The 16038-nt window shown below is 60.1% G+C and carries 15 protein-coding genes; 9 read left to right on the top strand and 6 right to left on the bottom strand.

The window, feature by feature from the left end; genetic code table 11:
* Nucleotides 1-80 precede the first annotated feature (80 nt).
* Nucleotides 81-1676, bottom strand: coding sequence for a DHA2 family efflux MFS transporter permease subunit (locus tag AC1D17_RS03305; RefSeq protein WP_477564004.1), 1596 nt, complete (start codon nucleotides 1674-1676; stop codon nucleotides 81-83).
* Nucleotides 1677-1822: 146 nt separating this feature from the next.
* Nucleotides 1823-3049 carry an HlyD family secretion protein gene (locus tag AC1D17_RS03300; RefSeq protein ID WP_477564003.1) on the bottom strand — a complete coding sequence of 409 codons (1227 nt, stop codon included), beginning with the start codon at nucleotides 3047-3049 and terminating at the stop codon, nucleotides 1823-1825.
* 128 nt (nucleotides 3050-3177) lie between these two features.
* Here AC1D17_RS03300 and AC1D17_RS03295 point away from each other — a divergent pair, with 128 nt between their 5' ends.
* From AC1D17_RS03295 to AC1D17_RS03285, 3 genes are all read left to right on the top strand, one after another.
* Nucleotides 3178-3876, top strand: a complete 699-nt coding sequence (locus tag AC1D17_RS03295) for a TetR/AcrR family transcriptional regulator (protein WP_477564002.1) — start codon at nucleotides 3178-3180, stop codon at nucleotides 3874-3876.
* A gap of 96 nt (nucleotides 3877-3972) precedes the next feature.
* On the top strand, nucleotides 3973-4812 hold the full coding sequence (locus tag AC1D17_RS03290; RefSeq protein ID WP_477564001.1) for an AraC family transcriptional regulator: 840 nt from the start codon (nucleotides 3973-3975) through the stop codon (nucleotides 4810-4812).
* A 146-nt stretch (nucleotides 4813-4958) separates the two neighbouring features.
* Entirely contained in the window at nucleotides 4959-5708 is a 750-nt protein-coding gene (locus tag AC1D17_RS03285) for a TerC family protein (protein ID WP_477564000.1), read from the top strand.
* Between the two features lie 299 nt (nucleotides 5709-6007).
* Here AC1D17_RS03285 and AC1D17_RS03280 read toward each other — a convergent pair whose 3' ends face one another.
* The 3 genes from AC1D17_RS03280 to AC1D17_RS03270 form a co-directional block, all read right to left on the bottom strand.
* Nucleotides 6008-6544 carry an SRPBCC family protein gene (locus tag AC1D17_RS03280; protein ID WP_477563999.1) on the bottom strand — a complete coding sequence of 179 codons (537 nt, stop codon included), beginning with the start codon at nucleotides 6542-6544 and terminating at the stop codon, nucleotides 6008-6010.
* 81 nt (nucleotides 6545-6625) lie between these two features.
* Complete coding sequence (locus tag AC1D17_RS03275) at nucleotides 6626-7120, bottom strand: SRPBCC family protein (RefSeq protein ID WP_477563998.1); 495 nt, start codon at nucleotides 7118-7120, stop codon at nucleotides 6626-6628.
* Entirely contained in the window at nucleotides 7117-7452 is a 336-nt protein-coding gene (locus AC1D17_RS03270; protein WP_477563997.1) for an ArsR/SmtB family transcription factor, read from the bottom strand. Before AC1D17_RS03270 ends, AC1D17_RS03275 begins: the two co-directional genes overlap by 4 nt.
* 281 nt (nucleotides 7453-7733) lie before the next feature.
* Between AC1D17_RS03270 and gltX the strand changes: the two genes are divergently transcribed.
* The 3 genes from gltX (at nucleotide 7734) to AC1D17_RS03255 (ending at nucleotide 11082) form a co-directional block, all read left to right on the top strand.
* Nucleotides 7734-9191 carry a glutamate--tRNA ligase gene (gene gltX / locus AC1D17_RS03265; RefSeq protein WP_477563996.1) on the top strand — a complete coding sequence of 486 codons (1458 nt, stop codon included), beginning with the start codon at nucleotides 7734-7736 and terminating at the stop codon, nucleotides 9189-9191.
* 110 nt (nucleotides 9192-9301) lie between these two features.
* Nucleotides 9302-10795: a lysine--tRNA ligase gene (gene lysS, locus AC1D17_RS03260; protein WP_477563995.1), complete on the top strand. Its 1494-nt coding sequence runs from the start codon at nucleotides 9302-9304 to the stop codon at nucleotides 10793-10795.
* A gap of 113 nt (nucleotides 10796-10908) precedes the next feature.
* Complete coding sequence (locus tag AC1D17_RS03255) at nucleotides 10909-11082, top strand: DUF1328 domain-containing protein (protein ID WP_477563994.1); 174 nt, start codon at nucleotides 10909-10911, stop codon at nucleotides 11080-11082.
* A 35-nt stretch (nucleotides 11083-11117) separates the two neighbouring features.
* Here AC1D17_RS03255 and AC1D17_RS03250 read toward each other — a convergent pair whose 3' ends face one another.
* A complete protein-coding gene (locus AC1D17_RS03250) occupies nucleotides 11118-11975 on the bottom strand; it encodes a hypothetical protein (RefSeq protein ID WP_477563993.1) in 858 nt (285 codons plus the stop codon).
* Between the two features lie 353 nt (nucleotides 11976-12328).
* Here AC1D17_RS03250 and AC1D17_RS03245 point away from each other — a divergent pair, with 353 nt between their 5' ends.
* From AC1D17_RS03245 to AC1D17_RS03235, 3 genes are read left to right on the top strand one after another with little or no spacing between them, the layout of a single operon-like run.
* On the top strand, nucleotides 12329-13297 hold the full coding sequence (locus AC1D17_RS03245) for a nucleoside hydrolase (RefSeq protein WP_477563992.1): 969 nt from the start codon (nucleotides 12329-12331) through the stop codon (nucleotides 13295-13297).
* 52 nt (nucleotides 13298-13349) lie between these two features.
* Nucleotides 13350-14360 (top strand): ligase-associated DNA damage response exonuclease, encoded by a 1011-nt coding sequence (locus AC1D17_RS03240; protein WP_477564258.1) that lies wholly within the window; start codon nucleotides 13350-13352, stop codon nucleotides 14358-14360.
* A 3-nt stretch (nucleotides 14361-14363) separates the two neighbouring features.
* The gene (locus AC1D17_RS03235; protein ID WP_477563991.1) at nucleotides 14364-16013 is read left to right on the top strand and encodes a cisplatin damage response ATP-dependent DNA ligase; all 1650 of its coding nucleotides are present in this window, start codon (nucleotides 14364-14366) and stop codon (nucleotides 16011-16013) included.
* Nucleotides 16014-16038: the final 25 nt, after the last annotated feature.

Below are 16038 nucleotides of genomic sequence, written 5' to 3'. Positions count from 1 at the left end.
TGCCCTGAAGTTTCACCTTCAGGGCATTCTGGCGGAGGAAAGGTACGACGTACAGACCGGATGTTCAGGGGTCGCAGCGGCTAATGCCCGCCGCCACCGCCGCCGGTTGGCGCCGCCTGCGGCTTCTTGATCAGGAAGGCACAAACCACCAGCGTACCGAACAGGCCGGTGAGGATCAGGAACACGTCGATGAACGACAGGATCACCGCCTGCTGCGTCACCATGCCCGACAGTTTCTGGATCGCGATCGTCGCGCCATCGAGACCATGCGAATTGTATTTCGCGATCATGCTGTTGAGCTGGTCCATGGCTTCCGGGTTGCCCCATTGCACATGTTCCTGCAGCCGGGCGTAATGCACCTGCTCGCGCTGGGTCAGGATCGTGTTGATGGCAGCCAGGCCGACAGCGCCACCGAGGTTACGCGTCAGGTTGAACAGGCCCGACGCGCCACGCACGCGCTCCGGTGACAGCGTACCGAGCGCCACGTTGTTGATCGGCACCATACACAGCATCAGGCCGACGCCGCGCAGGATCTGTGGGATCAGGAGTTCGTAGAAATCCCAGTCGGTCGTCAGGTGGCTCATCAGCCAGGTACCCGAGGCAAAGCTGGTAAAACCGATCGCCATCATCACGCGCGGATCGAGCTTGGTCGACAGCTTGCCGGCCACCGGCGCGGTGCAGAACATCGCAAGGCCGGAAACAAACATCGTCTCGCCGATCATCAGCGAATCGTAATCGCGGATCCGGCCGAGATAGAGCGGATATAGATAGGTCAGACCATAGAGCCCGATGCCCATGACGAAGGAGAACAGAGAGCCGAAGGCGAAGTTTCGATTGGCGAAGGCCCTTAAATCGACGATGGGGAAATCGACCTTGAACGCTCGATAGAAAAACACCAGCGCACCGATGGCCGACGCGATTGCACCCATGAAGATATATTCGTCGCTGAACCAGTCGTTGGCATTGCCCTCTTCCAGCACATATTCCAGCGAGCCGAGGAACACCGCCATCGACAACAGGCCCCACCAGTCAAATTTCTTGAACAGGCTGAGTTCCGGCTTGTCGAAGTCGATGAAATTCCAGGTGATGATCGTGACGACAATGCCCGGGATGATATTGACCAGGAACAGCCAGTGCCAGGAAAAGGCGTGGCTGAGATAGCCGCCGACGGTCGGACCGATGGTCGGCGCCAGCGTCGCGACAAGGCCGATGATCGGCGAGACGATGCTACGCTTGGACGGCGGGAAGATCGTGAAGGCGGCCGCGAAAACAGACGGGATCATGCCGCCGCCGATGAAGCCCTGCAGCGCGCGATAGACGATCATCTGGTCGATATTGGTCGCGGTCGCCGCAAGCGCGCTCGCCGCCGTGAAGCCGGCCGCCGACACCGAAAACAGCACGCGCGTGGAAACGATGCGGGCCAAAGTGCCCGACAGCGGGATCATGATGACTTCTGCGATCAGATAGGCCGTCTGCACCCAGGCGACTTCATCGGAACCGGCAGACAGGCCCGCCTGAATCTCGGCCAGCGAGGCCGAGACAATCTGGATGTCGAGGATCGACATGAACATGCCGAAGACCATCGCGAAAAAGGCGATCAGCCGTTTCGGATCCATCTTCTCTTCCGCGCGGGCGGCAGGTAGCGGCATCGAACCCGCTGTTGCAGTGGCAGCCATCGGCGTTGCTCCTGGCGCGCCCCTTGCTCAAGCGAAGGGGCGGCGATCGTGATCATGAAAATGGTGCATCATATCGTCCCGGTGCGTCTGCCCGGGACGTCTCTCTCAACCGTTGAAACAGCACCCTAAATGATGCAGCGCACGGATCAGTTGACCGCTGCGGTATCCTGCGTCTTCGGCGCCGTGCGGGTATCGACATCGACAACGACGCTCAAACCGGCGCGCAGGCGGCCGCTGTCAAGCACGTCCTTCGGGAAGACGATGCGGACCGGAACGCGCTGGATCACCTTGGTGAAGTTGCCCGTGGCGTTTTCAGCCGGCAGCAGCGAGAACACCGAGCCGGAAGCCGGCGAAATCGACTGCACAGTGCCGACGATCGGCGCCTCGTCGAAGGCATCCACATGGATATTGACCTTCGAGCCCGGAACCATGTGAGCGATCTGCGTTTCCTTGAAATTGGCGTCGATATAGAGCTGATTGGTTGGCACCAGCGCGGCCAGACGCTGACCGGCGGAAACAAGATCGCCATCCTGTACGGCTAGATTGCCGACGACGCCATCATAGGGCGCCTTCAGAACCGTGAAGCCCAAGTCGCGCTCAGCCTTGTCGCGGGCCAGTTCGAGCGACCGGATGGTGCTCTCGGCCTCGGCGCGCTGCGCAACCAGGACTGCGATATTGGCATTCGCCGTGGCGATGCTGGCATCGGCACCGATCAGGTTTGCCTTGGCCTGATCGAGCGCAACCGTGGCGTCGTCGAGCGAGGCGACCGTACCGACTGCCTTTGACTGGAGGTCGCTCGCACGCTTGAACGTGATCTGGGCACCCCGGACGGTCGCCTCAAGGGCGGTTTTCTGCGCCTGCGCCTGCTGCAAGCTGGCCTTGGCGCCAGCGATCTGCGCATCGAAACGCTGCAGCGACAGCTTTTCGGTTTCGATCTGCGCCTGCGCCTGATCGGCAGCAATACGGTAATCTTCCTTGTCGAGGGTGATCAGCGGGTCGCCAGCCTTAACGTGCTGGTTGGCGACGACATTGACCTTCTCGATATAGCCGGACACCTTCGGCGAGATCGACGCGATATCGCCTTCGATATAGGCGTCATCGGTCGAGATCATGAAACGGCCGTTGGTCCACCACTCGTAACCATACCAGCCACCGACAGCGAGCGCGGCGATAACCATGACGGGAAACACCATCTTGCGGCGCTTGGGGGCCGGCTTTTCTGCCGCGACGGCAGCCTGCGGCGGCGCTTGCGCTTCGGCTGCAGGCTCGGCTATCTTTTTGGCCTCAGGGGCCTCGATCTGTTCGCCGGGAGCCTCGTAGTCATCGCCAACGGGGCGGACATGGGCAGCAGCGGATTTGCTTGAAACTGACATATTGCACTACCAGTCCTAATATGAGAAATTCGAACCGAACCGTTCAGTTCGATTGACATAGAGCGAAAACACGCACATATCAAGTCAAATCGAACCGTTCGGTTCGAAAAGTTAACAATGAGACAAAAATGTCCGAGGATAACGAAAAATTGGCAGAACCAGCGGGTGCCGTCAGCTGTCCCGGCGAAGGCTATTCGCTTTCCGGCCGCCGTGCCGCCGGCGAAGACCCGGCAAAGCGCGAGCAGATCATCGAGGGCGCAAAACGCGTTTTCATGAGCGTCGGCTTCGATGCCGCCAGCATGAACGACATAACGCGCGAAGCAGGCGTTTCCAAGGGCACGATCTATGTCTATTTCGAGAACAAGGAAGACCTGTTTTCGGCAATGGTCGAAAAGGAGCGTGCGCTTTTCCTCGCGGCGGTTCGCACGGTGTTGGCCGCCCATGAGGATGTCGAAACCGGCCTTTACAGGTTCGGCGTCAGCTTCGTCACGCATATGACCGAAGAAAAGGTGATCAACGCGATGCGCACCGTTCTCGGCGTTCGTGATCGCATGCCCGATTTGTGCAAGCGCTTCTTCAAAGGACCGGAAAATCTGCGGACGGTCCTCCAGGAGTTCCTGGCGCATCAGGTCGAGATCGGCGCCCTGAAGATCGATGACCTCGACCTGGCGGCAGGCCAGTTCCTCGACCTCTCCAGTGGCGGCTTCTTCAAGCTTCGCCTCTTCGGAACCATGGAGACCCCACCCCCGGCGGAGGAGATCGATCGGGTCATCAGCGGCGCCGTTCGCGTTTTCATGGCCGCTTATGGAGCGCGGCAGACGGCCTGAAAGCTGCGGGCATGCCGGTATCAATCCAGCAACCACGATCAAATGACGCTGCCTGATCGGCACTAAGATCATATCCGGTTTGCTGTGGGAGGTTGGATGAATGCAATCGGCAAGGCGCTCTGGTTTATCGAAAGCCACTACGCCACGGACATTTCACTTGAGGACATCGCGGAGACGGCGGGGCTTTCCCGCTATCACCTGTCGCGGGTATTTGGCCTGACCACGGGCGTTTCGATCAGTGGTTACATCAGGGCCCGGCGCTTGAGCACCGCGGCCGTGTCGCTTGCCGGTGGCGCATCCAGCATTCTCGCAGTCGCCCTTGATGCGGGCTACAGCTCGCATGAAGCCTTCACCCGTGCCTTCCGCGATCATTTCGGCGTGACACCGGAAGAGGTTCGCAACAGAGGGCATATTGGCGATCTCGATCTTATGGAGCCGATCCGCATGAACACCGCACCCCTTCCGAAACTGGACGAACCGCGATTTGAAACCACGCCCGCCATGCTGATGGCGGGCCTGCAGCAGACCTACGACTACGGCGGCAACGCCGGCATTCCCTCGCAGTGGCAGCGCTTCAACGCACATTCCGGCAGCATTCCCGGCCAGATCGGCAATGTTGCCTATGGCATCTGCACGCAGGAAGACGGACAGGACAGCAGCTTTCAATACATGACCGCCGTGCAGGTTCGCGACACGGATGACCTGCCCGAAGATTTTGAAAGCCTGAAGCTGCCCGCCCAGACCTACGCGATCTTTTCCCATCGCGGCCATATCTCCGGCATCCAGACGACCTGCAACGCGATCTTTACCGAGTGGCTGCCCTCATCCGGCTACAGCCATGCCGGCATACCGGACCTGATGGAGCGTTACGACGAGCGGTTCGACCCGAAGACTGGGATGGGGCTGACCGAAATTTGGATTCCGGTGAAGAGTTAACGGTATCGCGGCCCATTTGAGCGGCCGCCGGCGCTTGCCTTGCCGCCATTTCCGCATACATAGGAAACATCCATTGCACCCGCGTTGCCCACCGGCGGCGCGGGTTCCCCCACATGCACCTTGATATCGAGGAAGGAACCGCCCCGATGCAGGATATTTTGCTCCTGATGCAAGATCCGACTGCCTGGATTGCCCTGATCACCCTGATCGTGATGGAAGTCGTGCTCGGCATCGACAACCTCATCTTCATTTCGATCCTGACCAACAAACTGCCGGCGGAACACCGGGAAAAGGCACGCCGCGTCGGCATCGGCCTGGCCCTGGTCATGCGTCTGGCGCTGCTTGGAACCATTGCCTGGATCGTCCAGCTGACGACACCCGTCTTTGAGGCGTTTGGTCACGGCTTCTCATGGAAGGACATGATCCTGATTGCAGGCGGCCTGTTCCTCGTCTGGAAGGCGACCAAGGAAATCCATCACAATGTCGATCCGGCCGACCATGATGAGGATTTCATCGCCAGCTCCGTCGCCACGGGCTTTGGCGCCGCCATCGGCCAGATCCTGCTGCTCGATCTCGTCTTCTCGGTCGACAGCATTATCACCGCCGTCGGCATGACGCCGCATCTGCCGATCATGGTCGTCGCCGTCGTCGTCGCCGTGACCGTCATGCTGGTCGCCTCCGGCCCGCTCGCACGTTTCATCGAGAAGAACCCGACGATCGTCATGCTGGCGCTGGCCTTCCTGTTGATGATCGGCACGACGCTGATCGCCGAAGGCATGGGCCTGCATGTGCCCAAGGGCTACGTCTACGCGGCAATGGCGTTCTCCGCGCTTGTCGAAGTGCTCAACATGCTGTCGCGCAGCAAGCGGCAGAGGGACAGGGCTGCCAAGCACTAGTCGGGCTCTGGCCTGGTCATAGAGTAATAAGGAGCGCATCCGGCTGGCTGCGCTCCTTTTTTTGTGACGGCAAGACGAACATCAAAAAACCCCGGGACGACGGTCCCGGGGCAATTTAAGGTGTGTGCATGTGAGGATACGAAGCCGAAAGGATAAGAAGCTCGTCTGCCATTTCGTTGGCCGCGAAGAGAAACCGGAAAAATCTCCGCGTTCTTCATCTCCTTCAAGTCCGGTTGGCACGGCCCGCACTCCTCGTGAGAAAAACGGATCAGGCCAACAATGGTTCCCGTTTTTTTGACTTATTTCTCGGCGATTGCCTTCAGGTTTTCCAGCCCTAGAGCGAAGTCGCCACCGATCATCGTATCCATGTTGAAGAACAAGCCCATGACCTTGGCGATAAGAGGGGCCGGTCCATCCATCGCCCAGGTGACAGTCGTGCCTTGCGGTGCCGGCGACAGCGTGAAGGTTGCGACGTTGTGGCCCTCGAACGGACGGATGAAATCGAGCTTGATCTGCACGTTCGACGACGGCGTCGCTTCGGTGATTTCCATGCGGCCAGCACCGACATCGCTGTTGCCGTCCCAGCTGTAGACAGCGCCCTGGCCGCTCGTCGCGCCGGCGAATGTGCGCTTCATGGCCGGGTCTTTCTTTTCGTAAGGCGACCAGGACTGCCACTGATTGAAATCATTGAGCAGTGGGTAGATCTTTTCCGGCGGCGCATTGATGGTCGCGCTGCGCTCGACATGAAATGTGTCAGGCTTGGTCGATGCGAAGACGACGACGGCGAGCAGCAGGACAACAATAGCGGCAACGATAATCAGCAAAATTTTCAACATATTCGGGTTCCTGTTGGGGTGTGGAATAAGCCCCTGAAGAAGCGTCTCGCATCCTTCCGGGGAATGTCTGTAGAAAGAGTGTCAGCCGGCCATCCCGGTGACAGTGGCAATGACAGCGGCAAGCTTTTCGAGGCTCTGGCTCCAGCCTTCTTCCATGCCGTCAAGGGCAGGCAGCACGGCTTCGGTGGCCTTGAGCACCTGTGCATGCAGGGTCAAAACGGTCTGGCCGTCCTTCTCGGTGAAGGTCACCGTGTTGAGCGCTTCGAGCATTGGGATGCCGTCTTCGCCGTCATAGGTGCTGGTAAAGACCAAGCGCTCGTTCTCGACGATCTCCTTGAAGGTGCCGTTCGATGGATACATCTGCCCGTCCGGCCCTTTCATGTGGATGCGGATGACACCGCCGGGCCTCAAATCGACCTCGCAGACCGGATTGGTAAAACAATGCGGCCCCCACCACTGGGCCAGATGATACGGGTCGGTCCAGACTTTATAGACCAGCGCCGCCGGGGCGTTGAATGTCCGGGTCAAGACAAGATTGGCCTTGCCGGCCGGGACAATGTCAGCTCTTGCGGTCATATTCCATCTCCCTTTTGAAGTCTCTGCAGGTAGAGATCGAGCCTGTCGAAACTCTCCTCCCAAAATTGCCGGTAGTTATCGAGCCAGGCGTTGAGGTCCTTCAACGGCGCGGCTTCCAGTTTGCAGGGCCGCCACTGCGCCTCGCGCCCGCGGCTGATCAGGCCAGCCTTCTCCAGCACCTTCAGATGCTTGGAAACGGCAGGCAGGCTCATCGCGAAAGGTTCGGCCAGTTCGTTGACCGATGCCTCCCCCAAAGCCAACCGCGCCAGGATCGCCCGGCGCGTCGGATCGGCCAGTGCCGAAAGGGTGGTGCTGAGCTGATCCTGGGGCATTCGTATTAAACCAGAAAGTTAATTAACTTTTGGGTTAAATAGATTGGACAGGCACATTTGTCAACTGCCTTTTCGAGGACCGTGTCCGCTGCTGAAAGCGCAGTTTTCCTTGACGCGCCCTTTTGAATATGGTCTCACGCCAGCCATATGGAATTTCCGGTATTTTCCGCCGTTTCAGGCATCGATCGGGCACTTCCTTCCCTTAAAAGCATGCGCCTTCACATCCGGACGTCTCCTTGCCGGCGGGAAGGCCGAAAGCACGTAAAGCACGGGCCAGGATCATGACAGACAGACCAGTCCGGGTGCGCATTGCACCTTCCCCCACCGGCGAGCCCCATGTCGGCACCGCCTATATCGCGTTGTTCAACTACCTCTTTGCACTGAAACAGGGTGGCGAGTTCATCCTGCGCATCGAAGATACCGACGCGACCCGCTCGACCCCTGAGTTTGAAACCAAGGTGCTCGACGCGCTGAAATGGTGCGGCCTGAAATGGTCGGAAGGACCGGATATCGGCGGCCCCTATGGTCCCTATCGCCAGAGCGACCGCAAGGACCTCTACAAGCCGTATGTCGAAAAGATCGTCGAGGCCGCCCATGGCTTCCGCTGTTTCTGCACGCCCGAACGCCTGACGGAAATGCGCGAGACCCAGCGCGCTGCCGGCAAGCCGCCGAAATATGACGGTCTCTGCCTGCACCTGTCGGCGGAAGAAGTAACGACCCGCGTCGCGAGCGGCGAGCCGCATGTCGTGCGCATGAAGATCCCGACCGAGGGCTCCTGCAAGTTCGTCGATGGCGTCTATGGCGAAGTCGATATTCCGTGGGATGCCGTCGACATGCAGGTTCTGCTCAAGGCCGACGGCATGCCGACCTATCATATGGCCAATGTCGTCGACGACCATCTGATGAAGATCACCCATGTGGCGCGCGGCGAGGAATGGCTGTCTTCGGTGCCGAAGCACATCCTGATCTACCAGTATCTCGGTCTCGAGCCGCCGGTGTTCATGCATCTGTCGCTGATGCGCAATGCCGACAAGTCGAAGCTGTCGAAGCGCAAGAACCCGACCTCGATCTCCTATTACACGGCACTCGGCTACCTGCCGGAAGCGCTGATGAACTTCCTCGGCCTGTTCTTCATCCAGATCGCCGAAGGCGAGGAAATGCTGACCATGGATCAGCTGGCCGAAAAGTTCGATCCGGCCAACCTTTCCAAGGCCGGCGCGATCTTCGATGTGCAGAAGCTCGACTGGCTGAACGGCCGCTGGCTGCGCGAAGGTTTGAGCGAAGACGAATTCGCCGCCCGCGTGCTCGCCTGGGCGATGGAAAACGACCGCGTCAAACAGGGCCTCAAGCTCTCGCAGTCGCGCATTTCCAAGCTTGGCGAACTGCCGGATCTGGCAGGCTTCCTGTTCAAGTCCGACCTCGGGCTCGACGCCTCATCCTTCGCCAAGGTCAAATCGACGCCGGAAGAACTGGTCGAGATCTTCAACACGGTCCAGCCGGATCTGGAAAAGATCCTCGAATGGAACGTCGAGTCGATCGAGGCTGAACTGCGCGCCATTGCCGACCGCATGGGCAAGAAGCTGAAGGTCATCGTCGCACCGCTGTTTGTTGCGGTCTCCGGCTCGACCCGCTCCCTGCCTTTGTTCGACTCGATGGCGATCCTCGGCCGCTCGGTCGTCCGCCAGCGTCTCAAGGTTGCCGGCCAGGTGGCGGCGTCGATGGCGGGCAGCGGGAAATGACGCTTGCGCGGTAAACTCCCTCCCCCTCGTGGGGAGGGCCAGACCGAGCAAGCCGCACCGGCTGCGAATGAGACAATTTCAAGATATGCCGCATTGATAAGGCGAGCCCTATGACCGAAAAGACCGAAACCGCCCTCTCCTCCGACGTTACCGAAGTCCGCGCCCAGAAGCTGAAAATGCTGCGCGAGAAGATCGGCGACGTCTATCCGGCGCATTTCCACCGCACCATCACCAATGCGGAGCTGGCCAGCAAATATGAGGGCCTGGAGGCGGACGTGGTGACCGACGATGTCGTCACGGTTGCCGGGCGCGTTTATTCCTCGCGCAATTCCGGCATGTTCATGGACATCCATGATGCCGGCGGCAAGATCCAGATCTTCTCCCACAAGGATACGACGCCGGAGGAAGCCCGCGCGCTGCTGCCGATGATCGATCTCGGCGACATCATCGGCGTGACCGGTGTTGTCCGTCGCACCAAACGCGGCGAGTTGTCGATCAACGCGCAAGAAATCACCATGCTGACCAAGTCGCTGCTGCCGATGCCGGAAAAGTGGCATGGCCTGTCCGACATCGAGCAGCGCTACCGCAAGCGCCACCTCGACATCATGACCAACGAGGAATCCAAGCTCCGCTTCCAGCAGCGCTCGAAGATCGTCTCCGGTATCCGCCGCTTCATGGAAGACGACGGCTTCATGGAAGTCGAAACGCCGATGCTGCATTCGGTCTATGGCGGCGCCACCGCCGAACCCTTCAAGACGCATCACAACACGCTGAAGCTCGACATGTACCTGCGCATCGCGCCGGAGCTGTTCCTGAAGCGCACGCTGGTTTCGGGCCTGACCGACAAGGTCTTCGAAATCAACCGCAACTTCCGCAACGAAGGCGTTTCCACAAGGCACAATCCTGAATTCACCATGATGGAATGCTACTGGGCCTATGCCGATTACGAGGACATCATGGACCTCGTCGAGCGGCTTTTCTCCAAGCTCGCCCTGTCGATCCACGGCACCACCGAATTCATGTTCGGCGACAAGGAAATCTCCTTCAAGGGTCCGTTCAAGCGCGTGCCGATGCCCGATGCCGTCAAGGAAGCGACCGGCATCGACTTCATCGCGATGAAGACGGACGAGGAAGCCAGAGCCGCCGCTAAGGCTGCCGGTTTCGAAGTCGAGAAGGACTGGACCTGGGGTGAATGCCTTGCCTTCATCTTTGAAGAGAAGGTCGAGGGCACGCTGATCCAGCCTTCGCATGTCACCCATTTCCCGAAGGACATCTCGCCCTTTGCCAAGGAAGTGCCGGGCGAACCGCGCCTGGTCGAGCGCTTCGAGACCTATTGCAATGCCTGGGAACTCGGCAACGCGTTTTCGGAACTGAACGACCCGGAAGAGCAGCGCAAGCGTATGGTCGAGCAGCTGGAACAAGCCCATGCGCGCGGCGAAAAGGACAAGCAGCTGGACGACGAATTCCTCGATGCCATCGACCAGGGCATGCCGCCCGCCGGCGGCCTCGGCATCGGTGTCGACCGCCTGATCATGCTTTTGACCAACGCACCGTCGATCCGCGACATCATCCTGTTCCCGGCCCGCCGCAATAAGGCGGACTAACCGGATTGGGTTACCGGCGCGCCATTCTCAACCGATGGCGCGTTTCCCTCAGCCAATGGAACTTTTCGTAGTCCTGCGCGTCAATCCGCACAGAACATGAAAGGAACCCTTCCATGCTGAAATGGGCGCTCATCTTCCTGGCCATCTCGCTGATTACCGGTTTTCTTGGCTTTTCCGGCGTTTCGGCCGCAACCGCGACGATCGCGCGCGTGCTGTTCGCCATCGCGCTGATCATTTTCCTGATCTTCCTGGTTCTCGCAGTCATCGCCGGCAGCGCCGTCGTCTGATCTGGATGGAACCTGCAGCGCAGTTTGAAATCTCGTCAGTGTTCCGCTGGTTGTTCGAGAGGGCTCTCGGCGGGATGCTCCGCTATAGGTTCAGCGGCGTGGCCTTCGTTCGAGGGCTTTTCACTGTCACTGCCCAGAACCATCGCCAGCATGGAGCCGAAGAACCCTTGCTCTGCAGGCTGTGCCTCGCTCTGCTCAACCGGAGCCCCGGCGCCATGCTCTGGTGCAGCAGCTTCTGTCTCCTGCTCGGCAGGCGATGTTTCACCGTGACCGCCGCTCTCTGATCCAGCGGCTCCACCTTCTGCCGCGGCAGCGGCGGCGACCGGATCGAAGCAATCCGATTTGTCGTCCATTGCCGTCAGCGTGGTCTTGACGTCATCGGTCGAGAGGGCGACTTCGCGGCCATAAAACAGACCGGCAGTGTTGGCCTTGCCTTCATTGTAGCGGGCGACGAAAGGCGTGCTCATTCCCGGCAGATTGGACGGATCCGGCGCAAACAGAACCTCGGCACCGATGGCAGCGCCACGGCGCGCAGCACGGTCCAACGGCCCAGCGGCGTCGAGCACGACGACCTGATAGAGATCGGCCTTTTCTTCCTTGGCGAGCAGGCCGGCAATGCGCAACGCAGTGCGGACGCGATCGACGCCGGCGGCAGATTCCGTGCTCACATACTTGCGGATCCAGCGCTGGCCGTTACGGCGCATTTTAAGCGTTTCGATGGTGGTGCAGGCGAGACCGGAGAGCGAAGGCTTTTCCGGCCCGGCCATGCCGAGAAACGTGTCCTTGCCCGAATAGACAGCATAGGCGCCGGAAGCACCGGACAGCACAAGAACGCCGGTGATGAGAAACATCACCTTGCGGGGAAGACGTATCGTCTTGAAGACCGGCTTCACGTGCGCTGCTCCGTCATCAGATTCAACTCCCTGACTTGCCACCCGGCATCCGCGCGGGCGCGGGACTTGCCCGCATCTCGAAATCAGTTTCCGACCCTACCTTGGCGACGTTTCGGAAAGTTTAAGCCTGCCACCGCTTTTGCGCCGCGGGAAAGCGGATTTGCCCAGTTTTGACACTCCGCCGGGATCTGCGCGCAAAATCGGTTGCTCTTGACCGCCGTGCCGCTAAAAGTGGCGGACCGTCGGATGGTGCACCCTTCGGCATTCGGCGGGCAAGAACAGCGTGGTTGGCTCTCACAGCCGGGCCAGTTCGCCAAACCGCGACAGCCTTTAATCAACGAAAAGAACACATCATGCATAAGGTAATTTTTGATACGGATCCCGGCGTCGATGATGCGATGGCCCTGCTTTTCCTGCACAATCACCCGGATATCGACCTGATCGGCATCACCTCCGTCTTCGGCAATGCCTCGATCGAAACGACGACGCGCAACGCGCTTTATCTGAAACAGCAATGGGATATCCCAGCCCCGGTTGCCAAGGGGCACGGCGAAACACTCGACCCGTCGCGCCCGCATGTCGACTGGCCGACCTTCATCCATGGCGATGACGGTCTCGGCAATATCGGCGCGCCGAAAACTGTGGATCTGCCCTGCCATCCGCTGCCTGCACATCGCTTCATCATCGACACCGTGCGCGCCAACCCGGGCGAAGTGACCATCGTCGCCGTCGGCCGCATGACCAATCTGGCGCTTGCCCTTCGCGACGATCCGGACATTGCGGTGCTGGTCAAGGACGTCATCATCATGGGCGGCGCGTTCGACATGCGCGGCAACATCACGCCGGCGGCAGAGGCGAATATCCACGGCGATCCCGAAGCCGCAGACGCAGTGATGACGGCGCCATGGCCCGTCGTCGTCGTCGGCCTCGACGTTACGGAACAGACGGTCATGACACGCGACAGGCTGGCTGGCATTGTCGCGAGCGGCGGCAAGCGGGCAAAGCTGCTCTCCGACATTTCGCAATTCTATATCGACTTCTACGAGCAGCACGTCGAGGACGGGATGGTCATTCATGACAGTTGCGCCTGCGTCTATGTCGTCGCCCCGGAACTCTTCACGCTGCGCAGCGGTGCGATCCGCGTCGTCTGCGGCGGCATCGCCGATGGCCAGACCATCCAGAAAGCCGACGATCATCTCTTTCCGCCGAGCGCGTGGGACAACCTGCCCAGCCAGAATGTCTGCGTCGGCGTGGATGCCGAGGGTGTGCTTGATCTGATCGCGAAAACGCTCGGGACAGCGCCAGGCAGCCTGAGCAAGTAAAAATTAGCCCCGATAGCTGGCAGTTGTGCAATTGCCAGCTATCTTCGTTTCCATGAAACCGGAAACGCTGCTCTATCCGACGCCCAAGGGTCTCTTTTGCGAGAAGGGCGGCTTTTATATCGATCCCGTCCAGCCCGTCGAAAGGGCGTTGATCACCCACGGGCACGCCGATCATGCGCGCGCCGGCCATAGCCACGTGATGGCGACGCGTGAGACGCTTGACATCATGCGCATTCGCTATGGCGATGCCTTCTGCACCAGCACGCAGGAGGCCACGCTGGGTACGCGCACCTCGATCGGCGATGTCACCGCCAGCTTCCATCCGGCAGGCCACGTGCTCGGTTCCGCGCAGATTGCCGTCGAAGCCAACGGCACCCGCATCGTCGTATCGGGCGATTACAAGCGCCGCCGCGACCCGACCTGCCTCGCCTTCGAGCCGGTGCCCTGCGATGTCTTCATCACCGAGGCGACATTTGGGTTGCCGGTGTTTCACCATCCCGACGACCGAGGCGAGATTGCCAAGCTCTTGACCTCCCTCACGCAGTTCCCCGAGCGCGCCCATCTGGTCGGCGCCTACTCCCTCGGCAAGGCCCAGCGGATCATCGCCCTGATGCGTGAAGCCGGTTACAGCGCGCCGATCTTCATCCACGGCGCACTGGCAAAACTCTGCGACTATTACGCAAGCGAAGGCATCGAACTGGGTGATCTCCGGCCAGCCACGATTGATGCAAGCGACAAACAGTCCTTCGCCGGCGCCGTTGTCGTCGGTCCGCCTTCGGCCTTTGCCGACAAATGGGCAAGACGCTTTCCCGATCCCGTTTCGATCTTTGCCTCCGGCTGGATGCTGGTGCGCCAGCGCGCCAAGCAGCGCGGCGTCGAACTGCCGATGATCATCTCGGATCACTCGGACTGGCCGGAACTGATCGCAACGATCGACGAGATCAAGCCGGAAGAGGTCTGGGTCACGCACGGCCGGGAGGAGGCACTGGTGCGCTGGTGTCAGTTGCAGGGCATCGCCGCCCGGCCACTGCATCTTGTCGGCTATGACGACGAAGGAGAATAGCCGATGCGCGCCTTCGCTGAACTGCTCGACCGGCTGGTTCTCACGCCGCAGCGCAACGCCAAGATCAAGCTGCTGACGGATTATTTCCGCGCGGCACCCGATCCGGACCGCGGCTATGCGCTGGCCGCCATCTCCGGCACGTTGACGTTGAAGACCGTCAAGCCGAACGTGCTCAGGCAACTGGTGCTCGAGCGCATGGACGAGGTCCTGTTCCGTTATTCCTACGACTATGTCGGCGACCTCGCCGAAACGATCTCGCTCGTCTGGGAGCCGCCGACCGAAAGCAAAACAACGACCGGCGATCTGTCGCTCGGGACCGTCGTCCATCAGCTTGAAACGGCCGGGCGGACCAATGTCCATGGCCTTGTGCGCGATCTGCTCGATCAACTCGAAGGCTCAAGCCGGTTTGCCTTTCTGAAGCTCATCACCGGCGGGCTGCGCATCGGGGTCTCGGCGCGGCTGGTGAAACAGGCTCTTGCCGACATGGGCAATGTCGATATCACCGAGATCGAAACGCTCTGGCATGGCCTGTCGATGCCCTATGTTCCGCTGTTCCAATGGCTTGACGGAAAGGCCGGCAAGCCCAAACTGGACATGCCGGCGATTTTTCACGCGGTGATGCTGGCAACGCCGGTGGGCGACAATGATCTTGCCTCGCTCGACCCAAAGGATTTTGCCGCCGAATGGAAATGGGACGGCATTCGCGTCCAGCTTGCCAATCTGGCCGGGACGCGACGGCTTTATTCGCGCAGCGGCGACGACATTTCCGGCGCCTTCCCGGATATCCTCGAGGTGGCGGATTTCGAAGGCATCATCGATGGCGAGCTTCTCGTCGGCGGCACCATGCGCACCAACCGCGCGACGCGGACATTCTCCGATCTCCAGCAACGGCTGAACCGCAAGACCGTGACGCGAAAAATGCTGGAGGAATATCCAGCCTTCATTCGCGGCTACGACCTGTTGTTTTCCGGCGACCGCGATATGCGTCCGGAAAACTTCCTGACCCGGCGCGGCGCGCTTTCAGCCCTGATCGAAAAGGCCGCCCCCTCGCATTTCGATCTTTCGCCGCTGGTACCCTTTTCCAACTGGGAAGAACTCGACCGCCTGCGTACCGCCCCGCCGGATCCGGTGATCGAGGGCATTATGCTGAAACGCCTGGATTCGCCTTACACGTCCGGGCGCTCGAAGGGGCCGTGGTTCAAGTGGAAGCGTGAACCCTATAATGTCGATGCAGTGCTGATGTATGCCCAGCGCGGCCACGGCAAGCGTTCGAGCTACTATTCCGATTTCACCTTCGGCGTCTGGACCAAAGATGATGGCAAGGACGTGCTGGTGCCGGTCGGCAAGGCCTATTTCGGTTTTACCGACGCCGAGCTCGAAGTTCTGGATCGCTACGTGCGCAACAATACCGTCGAACGTTTCGGCCCGGTGCGCTCGATCCGGGCCGAAGCCGGCCACGGTTTCGTGGTCGAGGTCGCGTTCGAAGGCATCAACGTCTCCAGCCGGCACAAATCCGGCGTTGCCATGCGCTTTCCGCGCATATCGCGGCTGCGAACCGACAAATTGCCGCAAGACGCCGATCGGCTGGAAACATTGCTGGCGATGATCGGCCAGCCTGAAACTAATTCGGCCCAGCCCGGGGAACCAATCTAGGGAAGGATTGTTAAGGAGGCATCAG

The organism is Pararhizobium sp. P1_E7 (assembly GCF_056405855.1).
Note: the sequence above shows the minus strand (reverse complement) of the source record. Positions and strands in the feature narration are given on the sequence as shown.